The sequence below is a fragment of the Lentzea sp. NPDC051208 genome, assembly GCF_040682435.1.
GTDB classification, from domain to species: Bacteria; Actinomycetota; Actinomycetes; order Mycobacteriales; family Pseudonocardiaceae; genus Lentzea; species Lentzea kristufekii.
On sequence record NZ_JBFBAW010000002.1, the window covers coordinates 431827 to 446596 of the forward strand.

Consider the following 14770-nt stretch of genomic DNA (forward strand, 5'->3'; position numbering starts at 1 on the left):
TAACACGTTGGCAACTTCACAGCTGTGCAGTGCCTCTCACCTGCATGGACGTCGATTGAGACGCCCTGGTCCTCTACTCTTTTTCGAGTGGATCGCATGAGCTCTCTGGACGCTGGCTTCTACTTCATCGAGGACGAGAACGTGCCGATGCACGTGGGTTCCGTCCTGGTTTTCGACGGGCCGGCCCCGTCCTACGGAGATGTGATCCGCCTTTTCCTGGCACGCATGGACCAGGTTCCGCGCTACCGGCAGAAGGTGAAGGCGCTGCCGTTCCACGTCGGGCGTCCGGTCTGGGTCGACGACGACCACTTCAACATCCTCTACCACGTGCGCCACACCGCGGTGCCGTCGCCGGGCGGGGAGGACCAGCTGCGCAACCTCGCCGGCCGGATCTTCGCGCAGAAGCTCGACGACTCCAAGCCGATGTGGGAGGCCTGGCTGGTCGAGGGTCTCGAAGGCGGTCGCTGGGCGATCATCTCCAAGGTCCACCACTGCATGATCGACGGAGTGTCCGGTTCGGACATGCTGCAGCTCATCCTCGACTTCAGGCAGGAGACAGTGCTGCCGGAGCCGAAGGAGTGGCAGCCGCAGCCGCAGCCCTCCACGCTCGACCTGGTGGTCGACGGCGTGCGTGACGCCATCGTGACGCCGGTGCAGCACCTGTCCGCATTGCCCGCCGTCGCGCGGAACGTGCGTTCCTTCAGCGAGATCATGGACTTCGGCAAGTCCGTTCTCGGCTCTCTTCCCGGTACGGCACGGCGCCTGGTCACGCGTGCGGCGACGTCGCTGAACGGTCCTATCGGGCCACACCGCCGCTGGGTGTGGGCGCGCGCGAACCTGGCTGAGATCAAGCAGATCCGCACCGCGGCGGGCGGCACCGTCAACGACGTCATCCTGACCGCGATCACGCGGGGTTTCCGGGATCTGCTGGAGAAGCGCGGCGAACTGACCGAGGGCATGGTCGTGCGGACCATGGTTCCCGTGTCGATGCGCAAGGCCGATCAGCACAACGAACTCAACAACCGCGTCAGCGCCGTGCTCGTGAACCTGCCCGTGGGCGAGGCCGACCCGGTGAAGCGCCTCGCGTCGATCCGCGCGCAGATGGACGACCTGAAGCACTCGCGCCAGGCCGCCGGTGCCGACGTCCTCACGAACCTGTCGAACTTCGCCGCGCCGACGCTGATGGCGCTGGGCTCGCGGACCGCGATGCGGTTCCCGCAGCAGATCCTGCAGACCGTCACCACCAACGTGCCCGGCCCGCGCATCCCGCTCTACATGCTCGGCCGCCCGCTGGTCGAGCTGTTCCCGTACGTGCCGATCGCCTCGACGATCCGGATCACCGTCGGCATCTTCTCCTACCTCGACAGGTTCACCTTCGGCATCAACGCCGACTTCGACGGCGTGCCGGACGTCCAGCTGCTCGCGGACGGCATCCGCGCGGGCTTCGACGAGATGGTGGCGCTGGCCGCCGAGGCGGCGGAGAGGACCGAGGCGGCCCAGAAGGTCGTTGACGCCGCGCCTGCCGCCAAACCCGCTCCCCAGGCCGCCGTGACGCCTGCTGCGAAGCCTGCCGCGACGCCTGCCGCGAAGCCCGCTGCGAAGCCTGCCGCCAAGCCGGTGGCCAAGAAGGCCGCTCCCAAGCCCCGTGCCGTCCGGACGACCTCCAAGGCCGCCACGAACGGCGTGAAGCCGGAGACGACGGCCTGAGACACGATCTGACGGTGCAGGCGGGCGCGCACGAGCTGCGCCTGACCGTGGTGGGACTCGACGCGAGGCTGGGCGCCCTGGGGCTGGCTCTCGGCCAGGTCGACGACGTCCGCGTCGAGCTGGAGAACGTGCGGTGGTCACGCTGGCGCGCGCGTCGCGCGACCGTCGTCTGCCACGACGTGCACGTGAACCCGCCCGCGGTCCTGGTGGCCTCGCCGGTCGAGTTCCGCGTCGAGGTGGACTTCGCGGACATCCCGGAGTTGCAACCGTTCAGTTGGTTCCCGTTGACCGTCCGGTTGGTCGGCTCCGAACTGCACGTGCGGCTGCACAAGTGGCTGCCCGCACGCGTGTTCGCGGTACCGGAACTGCCGCGCGGCATCGAACTCACGGGCGTCGAGCAGCGCGACGACCACTTCGTGCTGACCGGAGCCGCCCCCGTGCTGCGGGAGCGGCTCACCCTGGGTCAGCTCGCGGACGTGCTCAGGCGGTTGGCGTCCATCCACTCGAGGACCCGCTCGGACACGACGTCGGGGATCTCCATCTGGGGCACGTGACCGACGTTCGCGTACTCGTCGTAGCGCCAGTGCGGGAACCTGCGCGCCACGTACCGGGCGGCGGCGACGTTGACGAGCCGGTCCCGGTCGCCGCTCATCAGGAACACCGGCACCCGGACCTTGGCCATCGCCGCGTAGTAGGCGCCCCGCTTCGACGTCGTGAACACGACGCTGCGCGCGGCCGCGAGGAACGCCTTGTCCAGGCCCTCGACCTTGGCGCGCTCGCCGATCAGGTGCACGCTGGCCTGCTTGAGCTCCTCGGGGATGCCGGACGGGTCCACGCAGACCAGCTCCAGCAGGCGTTCGACCTGCCGGTGGGCGGGAACCGCCCTCGACCTGGCCAGGTACCGCTCGCCCAGGCCCGGCACCGCGTACAGGAAGAACGTGCTGAGCATCGTCGGGTCCGGCCGGGTCCCGAACACCATCGGCAGCGCCGGGTCGACCAGCACCAGGCCCCGGACCAGCCCGGGGTCGTAGGCGGTCTGGAAGAGCGAGATCAACCCGCCCATCGAGTTGCCGACCAGGATCGCCGGCTCCCCCACCACCTCCCGCAGGAACCGGCCCAGGAGCCTCGTGTTGGCCTGGACCGTGGTCTGCCGCCCCTCGGGGTTCGTCAGGCCATGCCCGGCGAGGTCGACGGCCGTGACGCGGGCCTTGCGCGCGAGCAACGGCGCCAGCAGCACCCAGTTGAGGTGCGAGCCGCCGAGCCCGTGCACGAGCACGATGCGCGGACCGTCCGCCGGTCCGCCGAAGTCGACCCAGTGCACGGGCCCGTCGAGGTCGGCGTGGTGACTGATGCCGCCGAAGTTCGCCACAGTCGTCATACCAACCAGTATGTCGCTTGGACCAACCGGTCGGTAGTGGCGTTCAGCGCCACGGTTCGGCGGGCTTGCAGAAGTCCGGGACCGGCAGCGGGTCGAAGGAACCGGAGATGATCGAGCCCTCCCGGTCGACGTAGCACCAGCTCAGGTCCACCCGCGTGTCACCGAGCACCTTGCCCTCGGCGTCGTAGGCCTTGAGCGACTCGCTGCCGTCGCGTTCCTTCGGGAAGTCCCAGTCGGTCGGCTGCAGGATCCGCGCCACGAAGGTGCCGTCGACGATCTCGGCCTCGACGGTCCTGCCGAAGTAGGTCCAGGTCATTCGCTTGACCTGCGAGTCCACCCGCCCGGCCACCGTCTGGCTGCCCGGCCGTCCGGCACGGTCGCCGCTCATCTGGTGCTGGTGGTCGATCGAGAAGTGCCCGTTGAGCCAGCGCGTGTCGAACGCCTTGCGGTTGGGCAGGTGCGCGTTCGAGTAGTAGCTCCCCGGCGTGCTCAGGTCGCACGCCAGCGCGTCGGTCGGGGTGTAGAGCAGGGCGAGCGTGCCCGCGGCGTCCTGGTGGTAGCGGTGCAGCACCGGCCGGGCAGGGGTCCGCGACGCCTTCCAGCACCCCTCCTCGATGTCCTCGACCTGTTCCCGGCTCAGCCCGTGGATCGTGGGCTGCGTCGAGAAGTACCCGCTGGTCGGCTGGTCGGGCAGTACGAGCACCACGGCGGTGACGACCGCGGTGAGCGCCGTGGCCGTGGTGGCGAGGCGCATCCCGCGCCGGCGCCGGACCACCGACCGTTCGAGCCGGGCGCGGATCTGGATCTGACGGCCGGGGGGCAGTTCGCGCGCCGGCGGAAGCGTGGTAGTCATCGGTCCTCCCCTGTGTGCACGAGCACCGGCTGCTGCTGGAGCTTCGCCTTCGCCTTGCTGACCCGCGCCCGCACGCTCACCGCGGCGATGCCGAGCACGGCGGCGGCATCCTCGTAGGACACCTCGGCCCACACGCAGAGAGCGAGCGCCTCACGTTCGTTGCGCGGCAGTTTCTCCACGGCAGCGAGCAGCTCTTTCATCCGTTGCTGGTCATCGAGCCGTTCGGCGACCATGTCCGCGTGGTCGGGCACAGCGCGCTCTTCCCCGACCCTGCGCAGGTTTCTGACCCGTCTGGTGAACGACCGCTGCTCGTTGCGCACGACGTTGGTCGCGACGGTGAGCAGCCACGGCAGCGCGGACTCCCGTTCGAGGCGCGCCACCTGGCTCTTCTTGCGCCAGGCCAGCAGGAATGTGGCCTGCAGGTGGTCCTCGGCCTCCGCCCAGGACGCGGTCAACCGGAAGCAGTGGTTGTAGACCGCCTTGGCGTGCCGGTCGAACAGCACCCCGAAGGCGTGCGCACTGCCCCCAGCCGCCTGCGACCACAGCACGCGGTCGTCAGGGTCTTCGGTTGTCATGTCTGTTCGTGTCCGCTCGCCCCAGAAGTGTTGGCACCAGTTTCACGCGCCCACCACTAGCGTCCCGCGGCGTGGCACATCTGGGGGTGGCCGGCCTCGCGGACATCGCGCAGGCGGCGTACGGCCGTGAACTGCGCGACGTGGTCCGCCTGCACGGCGGCAGCAAGAAGGGCGTCTACCGCCTGACGCTCGACGACGGCACGACGGGCATCGCCTACGTGTGGCGCACGAGCGAGGACTACTGGCCCGAGCACGAGCAGGACCCGTTGTTCGGCAACGCGAGCGGGCGCGACCTGTTCCTCACGGCGCACACGGCGCTGTCCGAGGCCGGGGCGTGCGTGCCGAGGCTGGTGCTGGTCGACAGCGAGGGCGTGATGTTCTTCGACGTCGAGTGGGAGCACGTGTTCCTGGAACTGCGCTTCGGCCCCCACTACCGCCCGGTCCCCGGTCTCGACCCGGCACGGATGTCGCTGTACCGGCTGGCACAGCACCTGTCCCTTGTGGAGGGTCCGCTGCGGCTGCTGGAAGGCGACTTCCCGCACCGGGACGCGATGCGGGAGATCGCCGAGCACAACGTCGGGCGGGTGCTGACCTGTTAGCGGTCGTGGTCGCGGGCAGGTCGATGAACCGCACGCCGCGGTGGTTGGCCAGTGAACCGGACTTGACCTTCGTCCTGAGGTCGTTGCATCGCGCTACCCGTGTGACGGGTGCCCGTAAAGGCCCACGCCGGCGAACTCCAGCGTCGTGAGGAACGCGGCCGAGGCCTGGTAGGAGGCCTCGACCAGTTCCGCGGTGTGCGAGAAGTCCAGCGGCGTCACGGCCTGCACGGGCGGGCCCGGCAGGTAGAGCACCGGAGCGGTCTGCGAGGCGAGCTCCACCTCCAGCACGGCCTGGTTGCGCATGCCCAGCGTCGCCCAGAACAGCAGGGTCTCGGCGAGCGTCTCCGGCACGGTCGGCAGGTGGCCGGGGAACGCGCAGTCCAGCACCACCAACGACTTCGCGCCCATCGCCAGGGCCTGCCGGATCGGCACGTTCGCCAGCACACCGCCGTCGTAGAGCACCTGGTCACCGATGCGCACCGGCGGGTAGACGCCCGGGATCGCCGCGCTGGCGAGGATCGCGGGGACCAGCTCGCCCTCGGTGATGTTCACGGCCTCGCCGGTCACGCCGTTCACCGACACCGCGCCGAACGGCAGTGCCAGGTCCTGAAAGGACGAACAGCCGCCGAGCCCCTCCGCCAGCACGTGTGCGAGACCGGTGTTCGGGAAGAGGTAGGTCTTGTTGGTGCGCAACGACCTCAGCTGCGCGATCGGCCCGCCGGGGAACACCCGCTGCCGCGTCATGCCCTCCCACAGCACGCCCAGCCGCTCGGCCGCCCGATCCGGGTCCAGCGCGAGCAGCGAGCCGTTGACCGAACCGACCGAGGTGCCGACGACGAGGTCGGGCCGGACCCCGTGCTCGCGCAGGGCGCGCAGCATGCCGACCTGCGCGGCGCCGAGGCTTCCCCCGCCTCCGAGCACGAACCCGACTGGTCCTGGCAGTTTGATCGTCACGTCCGGTGATCCTAAAGCGAGACAACGGAAAGGACTGACTTCAACCTACACTGAAGCTACTGAGTGAACCAGGATCGGGATCGCCAGCTCCGCGTGGGTCCGCGACCCGTGGAACCCGTTCATACCGGTCCACATGGGCTCCGCCTGACTGCGCACGACCACCGCGGAGCCCTTCATCGCCACCACGACGTCTCCGATGCGGTCCGCCGCCAGCGGGCTGATCGGGCCGAACCACCCGGCGTCCACCGCGTCCGCACGCGTCAGCACGTCGGCGCGGCCGCCGAGGTACTCGCGCCACACGTCCAGGACCTCGTCGCTCTCGGTGTGCAGGTACCGCACCCTGGGTTCTCCGGCGATCACCCGGACCCCCTGCCACAGCAGGGGTTCGGTGTCGAAGTCGATCCGCTCTCCCGCGGTGATCATGCCGTGGTCCGCCGTGACGGCGAGCACCGAGTCCGGCGGCATGCGCTCGGCGATCCGCGACACCAGCGCGTCGATGAACTCCAGCTGCAGCAACCACTCCTCGGAACCCGGCCCGTAGATGTGCCCGATCGTGTCGAGGTCCGCGTGGTAGGCGTAGCAGAACGAACGGTCCTCCCGCACGGCCGCGAGAGCACCGAGGGCGAGGTCGCCGAACCCCGCCGCGCCCCGGAACCACGAGCCGCGCAGCACCGCCCTGGTGAGGCCGCTGCCGCGGTGGAACAGCGGGGCGACCACGCTGACCGCGACACCGGCCGCCGCCGCGCGTTCGAACAGCGTCGGATGGGGCTGCACGACCTCGGGCACGAGCGTCTTGCGCAGGTCGTGGTGGCGGTCGTCGGCGCGCGACCAGGTCAGCGAGTTGAGCACCTCGTCCCCGACCGCGAACGTGTAGCCGACGATGCCGTGCTCACCCGAGAGCAGCCCGGTGCCGATCGAGGCGAGGCTGGTCGCGGTCGACGACGGGAAGCCCGCGGAGATCTCCCGGCCGGCCATCGACGACAGGAACGGTGCGTGCGAGGCGTGCGCGCGCAGCAGTTCGTGGCCCAGGCCGTCGACGAGCAGCAGGACGACACGCCGGGCCGGTGGCAGGCCGAGCGTGTTGTCGGCACCCGGCACTCCCAGGCCCGACAGCAGTGATGGGACGACCTCCGCGATGGTCATGAAGGACACCGTGCCACGTCGGATCGGACAACGGGCAGAATGGCGCGCTGTGACAACGCTCATCCACCAGAAGATCGCTGACGAGCTCGGAGTGGCCGCGGGCCAGGTCGGCTCTGCTGTCGAACTGCTCGACGGTGGCGCGACCGTCCCGTTCGTCGCCCGCTACCGCAAGGAGGCGACCGGCGGTCTCGACGACGCCCAGCTGCGCACGCTCGAGGAACGCCTCGGCTACCTGCGCGAACTGGAAGAGCGCCGGGCTGCCGTCCTCAACTCCGTCCGCGAGCAGGGCAAGCTCACCGACACCCTCGAAGCGCAGATCCTCGCCGCTGAGTCCAAGGCGCGGCTCGAGGACCTCTACCTGCCCTACAAGCAGAAGCGCCGCACGAAGGCCCAGATCGCGAAGGAGGCCGGTCTCGAACCGCTGGCCGACGCACTTCTGGGTGATCCTGGCCTGAACCCGCAGGAGGAGGCCGCGAAGTTCGTCGACCCCGCGAAGGAGGTCGCGGACGCCGCGGCCGCCCTGCAGGGCGCGCGGGCGATCCTGGTCGAGCGGTTCGGCGAGGACAGCGACCTGATCGGCGACCTGCGCGAGCAGATGTGGACGCGCGGCCGCGTGGTCTCCAAGGTCCGCGAGGGCAAGGAGACCGAGGGCGCCAAGTTCTCCGACTACTTCGACTTCGACGAGCCCTTCGCGAAGCTGCCCTCGCACCGCATCCTGGCGCTGTTCCGCGGCGAGAAGGAGGAGGTCCTCGACCTCGTCCTGGAGCCGGAGGAGCCGCGTGAGGAGGGTCCCTCGTCGTTCGAGGTGCGCATCGCCTCGAAGTTCGGCATCGACGACCAGGGCCGGCCGGGCGACAAGTGGCTCACCGACACCGTGCGCTGGGCGTGGCGGACCCGGATCCTCGTGCACCTGGGCATCGACCTGCGCGGCCGGCTGCGGTCGTTCGCCGAGGACGAGGCCGTGAAGGTGTTCGCGTCGAACCTGCGCGACCTGCTGCTGGCGGCCCCGGCCGGCACGCGCGCCACGATGGGCCTCGACCCCGGCTACCGCACCGGCGTGAAGGTCGCGGTCGTCGACGCCACCGGCAAGGTCGTCGCGCACGGCGTCATCCAGCCGCACGTGCCCGCGAACCGCTGGGACGAGTCGATCGCGAAGCTCGCGATGTGGGCCAAGCAGCACAACGTCGACCTCATCGCGATCGGCAACGGCACGGCCTCGCGGGAGACCGACAAGCTCGCCGCCGACCTGATCAAGCGCCACCCCGAGCTCAACCTGACCAAGATCGTGGTGTCCGAGGCGGGCGCGTCGGTGTACTCGGCGTCGGCCTACGCGTCGGCCGAACTGCCGGAGCTCGACGTGTCGATCCGCGGCGCGGTGTCGATCGCCCGCCGCCTGCAGGACCCGCTGGCCGAGCTCGTGAAGATCGACCCGAAGTCGATCGGCGTGGGCCAGTACCAGCACGACCTCGCGGAGTCGAAGCTGTCGCGGTCGCTGGACGCGGTGGTCGAGGACTGCGTGAACGCGGTCGGCGTCGACCTGAACACCGCCTCCGTGCCGCTGCTGAGCCGCGTCTCCGGCATCACCGCCGGTCTCGCGGAGAACATCGTGCTGCACCGCGACGCCAACGGCCCGTTCCGGTCGCGCAAGGCGTTGAAGGACGTGGCGCGGCTCGGCCCGAAGGCGTTCGAGCAGTGCGCGGGCTTCCTCAAGATCCGCGGTGGCGACGAGCCGCTGGACGCCTCCTCGGTGCACCCCGAGGCGTACCCGGTCGTGCGGAGGATGCAGCAGGAGGCGGGCACCGAGCTGATCGGCAACACGGCCGTGCTGACGAAGCTGCGGCCGGAGAAGTTCGTGGACGAGCAGTTCGGCCTGCCGACCGTCACGGACATCCTCCGCGAACTGGAGAAGCCCGGCCGCGACCCGCGCCCGGCGTTCAAGACGGCGACCTTCGCGGACGGCGTCGAGAAGATCGCCGACCTCAAGCCCGGCATGGTGCTGGAGGGCGTCGTGACGAACGTGGCCGCGTTCGGCGCGTTCGTGGACATCGGCGTGCACCAGGACGGTCTCGTGCACATCTCCGCCCTGTCCAACACCTACGTGAAGGACCCGCGCGACGTCGTGAAGTCCGGTGACGTGGTGCGGGTGAAGGTGCTGGAGGTCGACGAGGCGCGCAAGCGCATCGGCCTGACGCTGCGCCTGACCGACGAGCCGGGCAAGCCCGCTCCGAAGCAGCAGGGCGGTGGCGGCGGTCGTGACCGCGGCGGTCGTCCGCAGCAGCGCGGCGGGCAGCCCCAGCGCGGCGGCCAGCAGCGCGCCGCCGCGCCGCCCGCGAGCGGTTCGATGGCGGACGCGCTCCGCAAGGCCGGTTTCGGCAAGTAGGGCGACGGAAACGGCCCCTCCCGAAGCCGGGAGGGGCGTTTCTCATTTGGTCACTACTTGGCGCGGGTGCCCTTGGCCTTCACGAGCTCGGACTCGAACAGCTCCTCGACGGTCGTGAGACCGCCGGGCGCCTTCGAGTCGACCTTGGTGATGTACGACTGCGTCGCGGACGGCCGTCCGACGAGCGAGTAGTGCAGCGCGCTGGTCAGGCCCTGGGTGTCCAGGCCGTTGGTGTTGTGGAACGCCTTCAGCACGCCGTCCCGCGTCAGGTCGCCGTCCTGGCAGGCCTTCTCCACGACGGAGAGGAACACCTTCGCGACGGTGTAGCCGTGGTCGACGTAGATCGCGGGCTTGTCGTTCGGGTAGTACTTGTTGAACGCCGCCGCGACCTCGCGCGGGCCTGGCTGGCTGCCGGTGAACGGGGCCACCGACGTCACCACGGACACCTGCTTCTCGACGGCCGGGCCGACCGGGGAGTCGAGGATCGCGGTGTCGAAGCCGACCACGTTGACCATGAACGGCACCTCCCACTTCAGCGCCGCGGCCACGCCGACGGCGGCGGCGGTCTGGGCGGGGGTGGTGCTGAGCACGACGGCCTTCGCGCCCGCGGCCTTCAGCGCGCCGATCTGCTGCGCGAGGTCCGCGGTGGTCTCGCCGATCGGCTGCTCGGCGATCTTCATGTTCCACTGCGTCCCGACGAACCGGCTGCCCTCCACGGCGTTGTCGCCGTAGCTGCCCTGCACGTAGACGTGGCCGACGGTGTCGCCGTCCTTGATCACGCCCTTGCGCTTGTAGTGGTCGAGGCCGTTGATCACGTCGAGGTCGTAGGTGGTGCCGACGATCATCATGTGCGGGTTGCCGAGCAGCGACGCGGCCCACGAGGCGGGAGCGGTCAGCGTGCGGGTCTGCATGATGTCGGGCTCGATCGCCGCGGTCATCGGCGTGCCGGCGAGCTCCAGCAGGCCGAGGATCTGGGGCTCGAGGTCGAAGTACGCGTCGAGCGCCTTCTGCACGTCGTACGCGTGGTCCTTCTGCTTGAGCTCGATCCGGCGGCCGCAGATGCCGCCGCGGTCGTTGACCTGCTTGAGGTACAGCTCGTAGCCCTTCATGCGGGTCAGCGCGGAGGCTTTGAACGGCCCTGTCATGTCCGTCAGGATGCCGAGCGAGATCGTGTCGTCGGTAACGCCCGGACCGGTCTTGACCTGGACCTTCTGGTCTGTCTTGGCACCGCAGCCGGCCACCAGGACGGCGAGCGCCAAGGCGGCGGTGGGCAGTACACGGCGGAGGGGCATGCAGGGTCCTTGTCCAGAAGATCGACATACTAAGCGGTAGCTCAGTATTGAGCGGAGCCTCACACAATGGCCCCTTATGTGCTACGGAACACAGGCTCGTTAGGTTCATGTGACTACCGCTCGACTACGGAGTGTGCTAGCTCTTCGGTACCGAACGAAATGAGATACGCGTGATCGCTCACATCGCGGGTATCCCGGCAGGGTGAAAATCGTCGTCACCGGTGCGTCCGGCAACGTCGGCAGCGCGCTGCGCCGCCACCTGGACTTCGAGGACGCCGGCGTCGACGTGCGCACACTGTCGTCCCTGTGCGACGCGTTCCGCGGCGCCGACGTCGTGGTGCACCTGGCGTGGGCGATCAAGCCGACGAATCGAGAAACGAACATCGACGGCACCGAGCACGTGCTCGCCGCGTGCGTCAAAGAAGACGTCGGCCACCTCGTCCTCGCCTCTTCGGTCGCGGCGTACGGTCCGGCGGAACGCTGGTCGAGGGTCGACGAGTCGTGGCCGCTGACGGGCATCGCCGGCAACACCTACAGCGCGCACAAGGTGCGGCTGGAGGAGATGGTCCAGCGCTATCCGTTGCCGTGCACGGTGATCCGGCCGTGCGGCATCGGGCAGGCGTCCGCCGCCGAGAAGATCCGCCGCTGGCTGCTCAGCCCGCTGCTCCCGCCGGGGCTGCTGCCGTTCCTGCCGGTCCCGCTGTGGAACGACCTGCGCCTGCAGCTCGTGCACGCGGACGACGTGGCGCGCGCGATCGTCGAGATCATCCACCGCAAGGCGCTGGGAGCCTTCAACCTCGCCGCCGAACCGGTGCTGACCGCGCCGATGATCGCCGACCGCGTGGGCGCGGTCCGGGTGCCGGTGCCGTACCCGGTGATCGAGAAGCTCGCGGGCGCCACCGCGCTGCTGCGGCTGCAGCCCCTGACCCCGGAGTGGGTCCGGATGGCCGATCAGGCACCTCTCGTGCGCACCACACGAGCACATGAAGATCTGGGATGGTGGCCCGAACACGACGCGCGTGATGTGCTGCGTGAGGTCATCGCTGCAATGGGAGGACGTGCGTGAACGAGGTCGACGCGGTCGTCATCGGCTCCGGCCCGAACGGGCTGGTCGCCGCCACCCTGCTGGCGGACGCGGGCTGGGACGTGCTCGTGCTGGAGCAGCGCGAGACGACCGGTGGTGCCGTGACATCGGCCGAGATCACCGCTCCGGGATTCACGAACGACGTCTACAGCGCGTTCTACCCCCTCGGCCTCGGCTCGCCCGTCATCGGCGCGTTGAACCTCGACGTGCAGTGGCAGCACGCACCTGCCGTGCTGGCCCACGTGCTGCCGGACGACCGTGTCGCGCTCCTCTCTCGTGACGTGGACGTCACCGCGAAGTCCGTTGGCTCCTTCGCTCATTCGGATTCCGAGGCCTGGCAGGCCGAGTACGCACGCTGGCAGCAGGTGCGCGGCGCCGTGCTGGAGAGCCTGCTCCGGCCCTTCCCGCCCGTGCGCGGCGGTCTGTCGTTGCTCAGGACTCTCGGCGCCGGTGACGCGCTGCGGCTGGTGCGACTGCTGACGCTGCCCTCGCGCCGCCTCGGCGAGGAGCTCTTCGCCGGTGAGGGCGCCCGGTTGTTGCTGGCGGGCAACACGATGCACTCGGACCTCGGCCCGGACCAGGCCGGCGGCGCGGGCTTCGGCTGGCTGCTCGCCATGCTCGCCCAGGACGTCGGCAACCCCGTGCCGCGCGGCGGGGCGGGCGAGCTGACCGCGTCGCTGGTCCGCAGGTTCGGTGGACGCATCGAGACCGGTGCTCGTGTCACCGAAGTGCTGCACGCACGTGGTGTCGCCGTTGGCGTGCGTCTGGCAGATGGTTCCGTTGTGCGCGCACGCCGCGCCGTCCTGGCCGACGTGCCCGCGCCCAGGCTCTACCTGGACCTGATCGGCGGCGACGCGCTGCCGTCGAAGCTCGCGGAGGACCTGAAGAGGTTCCAGTGGGACGGCGACACGATCAAGGTCGACTGGGCGCTGTCGGGCCCGATCCCGTGGCGCAACGCGGAAGCCGCGCAGGCGGGCACGGTCCACCTCGGCGGCGACCTCAACGGCCTGGCGGGCGTGGCCCACGAACTGGCGTGCGGCAAGGTGCCGCGCAACCCGTTCATGATCCTGGGCCAGATGACGACGAGCGACCCGACGCGCTCCCCCGCCGGCACCGAGGCCGCCTGGGCCTACACCCACGTGCCGCTGGGCGGGAACTGGACGCCGGACCGGTTGAAGCGCCGCGCCGACCGCCTGGAGCTGATGATCGAGGAACGCGCGCCCGGCTTCCGCTCGCGCATCCTCGGGCGTTCGGTGCTCGGCCCCGCGGACATCGGTTCGGTCAACGGCGGCACGGCGGCGATCCACCAGCAGCTCATCTTCCGGCCCGTGCCGGGTCTCGGCCGCGCGGACACCCCGTTCGACCGGCTGTACCTCACGGGTTCGTCGGCGTGGCCGGGCGGCGGTGTGCACGGTGCGGCGGGCGCGAACGCGGCACGGGCGGCGCTGGCGCGCTGGGGCGTGGCGGGCGGCCTGTACCGCGCGCTGATCCAGGGAGCACAGAAAGCCCTCTACTGACGGGCCAGCCTGCGGGTGCGTGATGCCCGCAGGTACCCCATCACCAGTGCTTCCAGGTCGGGGTGTTCGGTCTGGAAACCTTCAGGGGCACTGCTGCCGCGCACCAGCGCCGTCGTCTGGCGGGACGTGTGCGAGGAGTCGACCACGACCCCGTCGGTCTCCAGGTCCAGTCCGGCGGGTCCGACGACGACCCGGTGGCCGCCCAGGATCTCGTCGATCTCACCAGCCACCTGCACGCGGCCCTCGTCCAGCAGCAACAGGTGGTCGCAGACGTCACCGAGGTCGGTCAGCAGGTGCGACGACAGCAGCACCGTCGTGCGGCGTTCCGCGACGTCGGTCATGACGATCCGCAACGTCTCGTCGCGCGCCAGCGGGTCGAGGTCGGACAGCGGTTCGTCCAGCAGCAACACCTTCGGCAGCCGGCCGAGCGTCAGCGCGAGCGCGACCTGCGTGCGCGCGCCGGCGGACAAGGTGCGCACCTTCGCGTCCTTGTCCACTCCCGCAAGGAGATCCAGCACCTCGTCCGCGCGTTCAGCCGACCAGCGGTCGTTCATCGCCGCGCCCGCCCGCATGAGCTCGCGCACGGTGAACTGGTCGTAGAGCGGCCTTTTCTGGGTCAGCAGCGACACGTCGGGGTGCATCCGGCCGCGCACCGCCGTGCCGTGCACGGTGATCTCGCCGCGGGTGGGCTTCGCGAGCCCGGCGATCAGCGACAGCAGCGTGCTCTTGCCCGCGCCGTTCGGCCCCACCAGCCCGGTCACGCTGCCCTCCGGCAGCGAGAACGAGCAGCCGTCGAGCGCTTTCGTGCGCCCGAAGTGCTTCGCGAGGTCCTCGGCCCGCACCGGACTGGCGTTCATCGTGCTCCCACGTCCACAGTGGACATCAGTAGTGCGTGCCCCGCACGTCGGTGTAGATCGCGTCGACCTCGTCGGCCGAGAGCCCCTCGTCGACCGCGCGGTCCATCCACCGCTCCAGGTCCTGCCGCAGCGGCGCGTCCGCCTTCGTCGCGTCGGTGGCGAGCGAGGCCGTGATGAACGTGCCCATGCCCCGGCGGCCCTCCACGAGACCCTCGTGCTCGAGCTCGCGGTACGCCTTCAGCACGGTGTTGGGGTTGACCCTGGTGGCCTCCACCACCTCCCGTGCCGTCGGCAGCTTGTCGCCGGGTCCGAGCAGCCCCATCCGCATGGCCTGCTTGACCTGCGCGGCGATCTGGAGATAGGTGGACACCCCGGAGTGCCGATCGATGCGAAACTCGATCACGCCGCTCAGCATAGGTGCCCACCCGTCC

14 protein-coding genes are annotated in these 14770 nt (G+C 70.0%); 6 read left to right on the forward strand and 8 right to left on the reverse strand.

All coding sequences use genetic code 11. The features are described 5' to 3' along the window. The first annotated feature begins 96 nt into the window (after positions 1–96). Together AB0M48_RS06400 and AB0M48_RS06405 are read left to right on the forward strand one after the other, a co-directional pair. Positions 97–1707, forward strand: coding sequence for a wax ester/triacylglycerol synthase family O-acyltransferase (locus AB0M48_RS06400; RefSeq protein WP_363836323.1), 1611 nt, complete (start codon positions 97–99; stop codon positions 1705–1707). A 14-nt stretch (positions 1708–1721) separates the two neighbouring features. Next, positions 1722–2261, forward strand: a complete 540-nt coding sequence (locus tag AB0M48_RS06405) for a hypothetical protein (protein ID WP_363836324.1) — start codon at positions 1722–1724, stop codon at positions 2259–2261. On the opposite strand, the gene AB0M48_RS06410 is transcribed toward AB0M48_RS06405, so the two are convergent. From AB0M48_RS06410 to AB0M48_RS06420, 3 genes are read right to left on the reverse strand one after another with little or no spacing between them, the layout of a single operon-like run. Beyond that, the gene (locus tag AB0M48_RS06410) at positions 2171–3085 is read right to left on the reverse strand and encodes an alpha/beta fold hydrolase (protein ID WP_363836325.1); all 915 of its coding nucleotides are present in this window, start codon (positions 3083–3085) and stop codon (positions 2171–2173) included. The two genes, AB0M48_RS06405 and AB0M48_RS06410, sit on opposite strands and share 91 nt — an antisense overlap. Before the next feature lie 43 nt (positions 3086–3128). Continuing rightward, positions 3129–3938, reverse strand: coding sequence for a hypothetical protein (locus tag AB0M48_RS06415; protein WP_363836326.1), 810 nt, complete (start codon positions 3936–3938; stop codon positions 3129–3131). Beyond that, on the reverse strand, positions 3935–4513 hold the full coding sequence (locus tag AB0M48_RS06420; RefSeq protein ID WP_363836327.1) for a sigma-70 family RNA polymerase sigma factor: 579 nt from the start codon (positions 4511–4513) through the stop codon (positions 3935–3937). Before AB0M48_RS06420 ends, AB0M48_RS06415 begins: the two co-directional genes overlap by 4 nt. A gap of 71 nt (positions 4514–4584) precedes the next feature. On the opposite strand from AB0M48_RS06420, the gene AB0M48_RS06425 reads away from it, so the two are divergent. Continuing rightward, the gene (locus tag AB0M48_RS06425) at positions 4585–5112 is read left to right on the forward strand and encodes a hypothetical protein (protein WP_363836328.1); all 528 of its coding nucleotides are present in this window, start codon (positions 4585–4587) and stop codon (positions 5110–5112) included. Positions 5113–5205: 93 nt separating this feature from the next. Here the strand turns inward: AB0M48_RS06425 and AB0M48_RS06430 are convergent, their stop codons facing one another. Next, complete coding sequence (locus AB0M48_RS06430) at positions 5206–6066, reverse strand: patatin-like phospholipase family protein (RefSeq protein ID WP_363836329.1); 861 nt, start codon at positions 6064–6066, stop codon at positions 5206–5208. A 45-nt stretch (positions 6067–6111) separates the two neighbouring features. Next, complete coding sequence (locus AB0M48_RS06435) at positions 6112–7209, reverse strand: alkaline phosphatase family protein (RefSeq protein ID WP_363836330.1); 1098 nt, start codon at positions 7207–7209, stop codon at positions 6112–6114. Positions 7210–7258: 49 nt separating this feature from the next. Between AB0M48_RS06435 and AB0M48_RS06440 the strand changes: the two genes are divergently transcribed. Further along, the gene (locus AB0M48_RS06440; RefSeq protein WP_363836331.1) at positions 7259–9589 is read left to right on the forward strand and encodes a Tex family protein; all 2331 of its coding nucleotides are present in this window, start codon (positions 7259–7261) and stop codon (positions 9587–9589) included. A gap of 53 nt (positions 9590–9642) precedes the next feature. On the opposite strand, the gene AB0M48_RS06445 is transcribed toward AB0M48_RS06440, so the two are convergent. Next, positions 9643–10881 (reverse strand): ABC transporter substrate-binding protein, encoded by a 1239-nt coding sequence (locus tag AB0M48_RS06445; protein ID WP_363836332.1) that lies wholly within the window; start codon positions 10879–10881, stop codon positions 9643–9645. A gap of 202 nt (positions 10882–11083) precedes the next feature. Between AB0M48_RS06445 and AB0M48_RS06450 the strand changes: the two genes are divergently transcribed. After that, entirely contained in the window at positions 11084–11947 is an 864-nt protein-coding gene (locus tag AB0M48_RS06450; protein WP_363836333.1) for an NAD-dependent epimerase/dehydratase family protein, read from the forward strand. Then, entirely contained in the window at positions 11944–13482 is a 1539-nt protein-coding gene (locus AB0M48_RS06455) for an NAD(P)/FAD-dependent oxidoreductase (RefSeq protein ID WP_363836334.1), read from the forward strand. The genes AB0M48_RS06450 and AB0M48_RS06455 overlap by 4 nt, the downstream gene beginning before the upstream one ends. On the opposite strand, the gene AB0M48_RS06460 is transcribed toward AB0M48_RS06455, so the two are convergent. Together AB0M48_RS06460 and AB0M48_RS06465 are read right to left on the reverse strand one after the other, a co-directional pair. Continuing rightward, positions 13476–14339 (reverse strand): ABC transporter ATP-binding protein, encoded by an 864-nt coding sequence (locus AB0M48_RS06460; RefSeq protein WP_363836335.1) that lies wholly within the window; start codon positions 14337–14339, stop codon positions 13476–13478. The genes AB0M48_RS06455 and AB0M48_RS06460 overlap by 7 nt on opposite strands. 25 nt (positions 14340–14364) lie before the next feature. Continuing rightward, the gene (locus AB0M48_RS06465; RefSeq protein WP_319986978.1) at positions 14365–14742 is read right to left on the reverse strand and encodes a GntR family transcriptional regulator; all 378 of its coding nucleotides are present in this window, start codon (positions 14740–14742) and stop codon (positions 14365–14367) included. Positions 14743–14770: the final 28 nt, after the last annotated feature.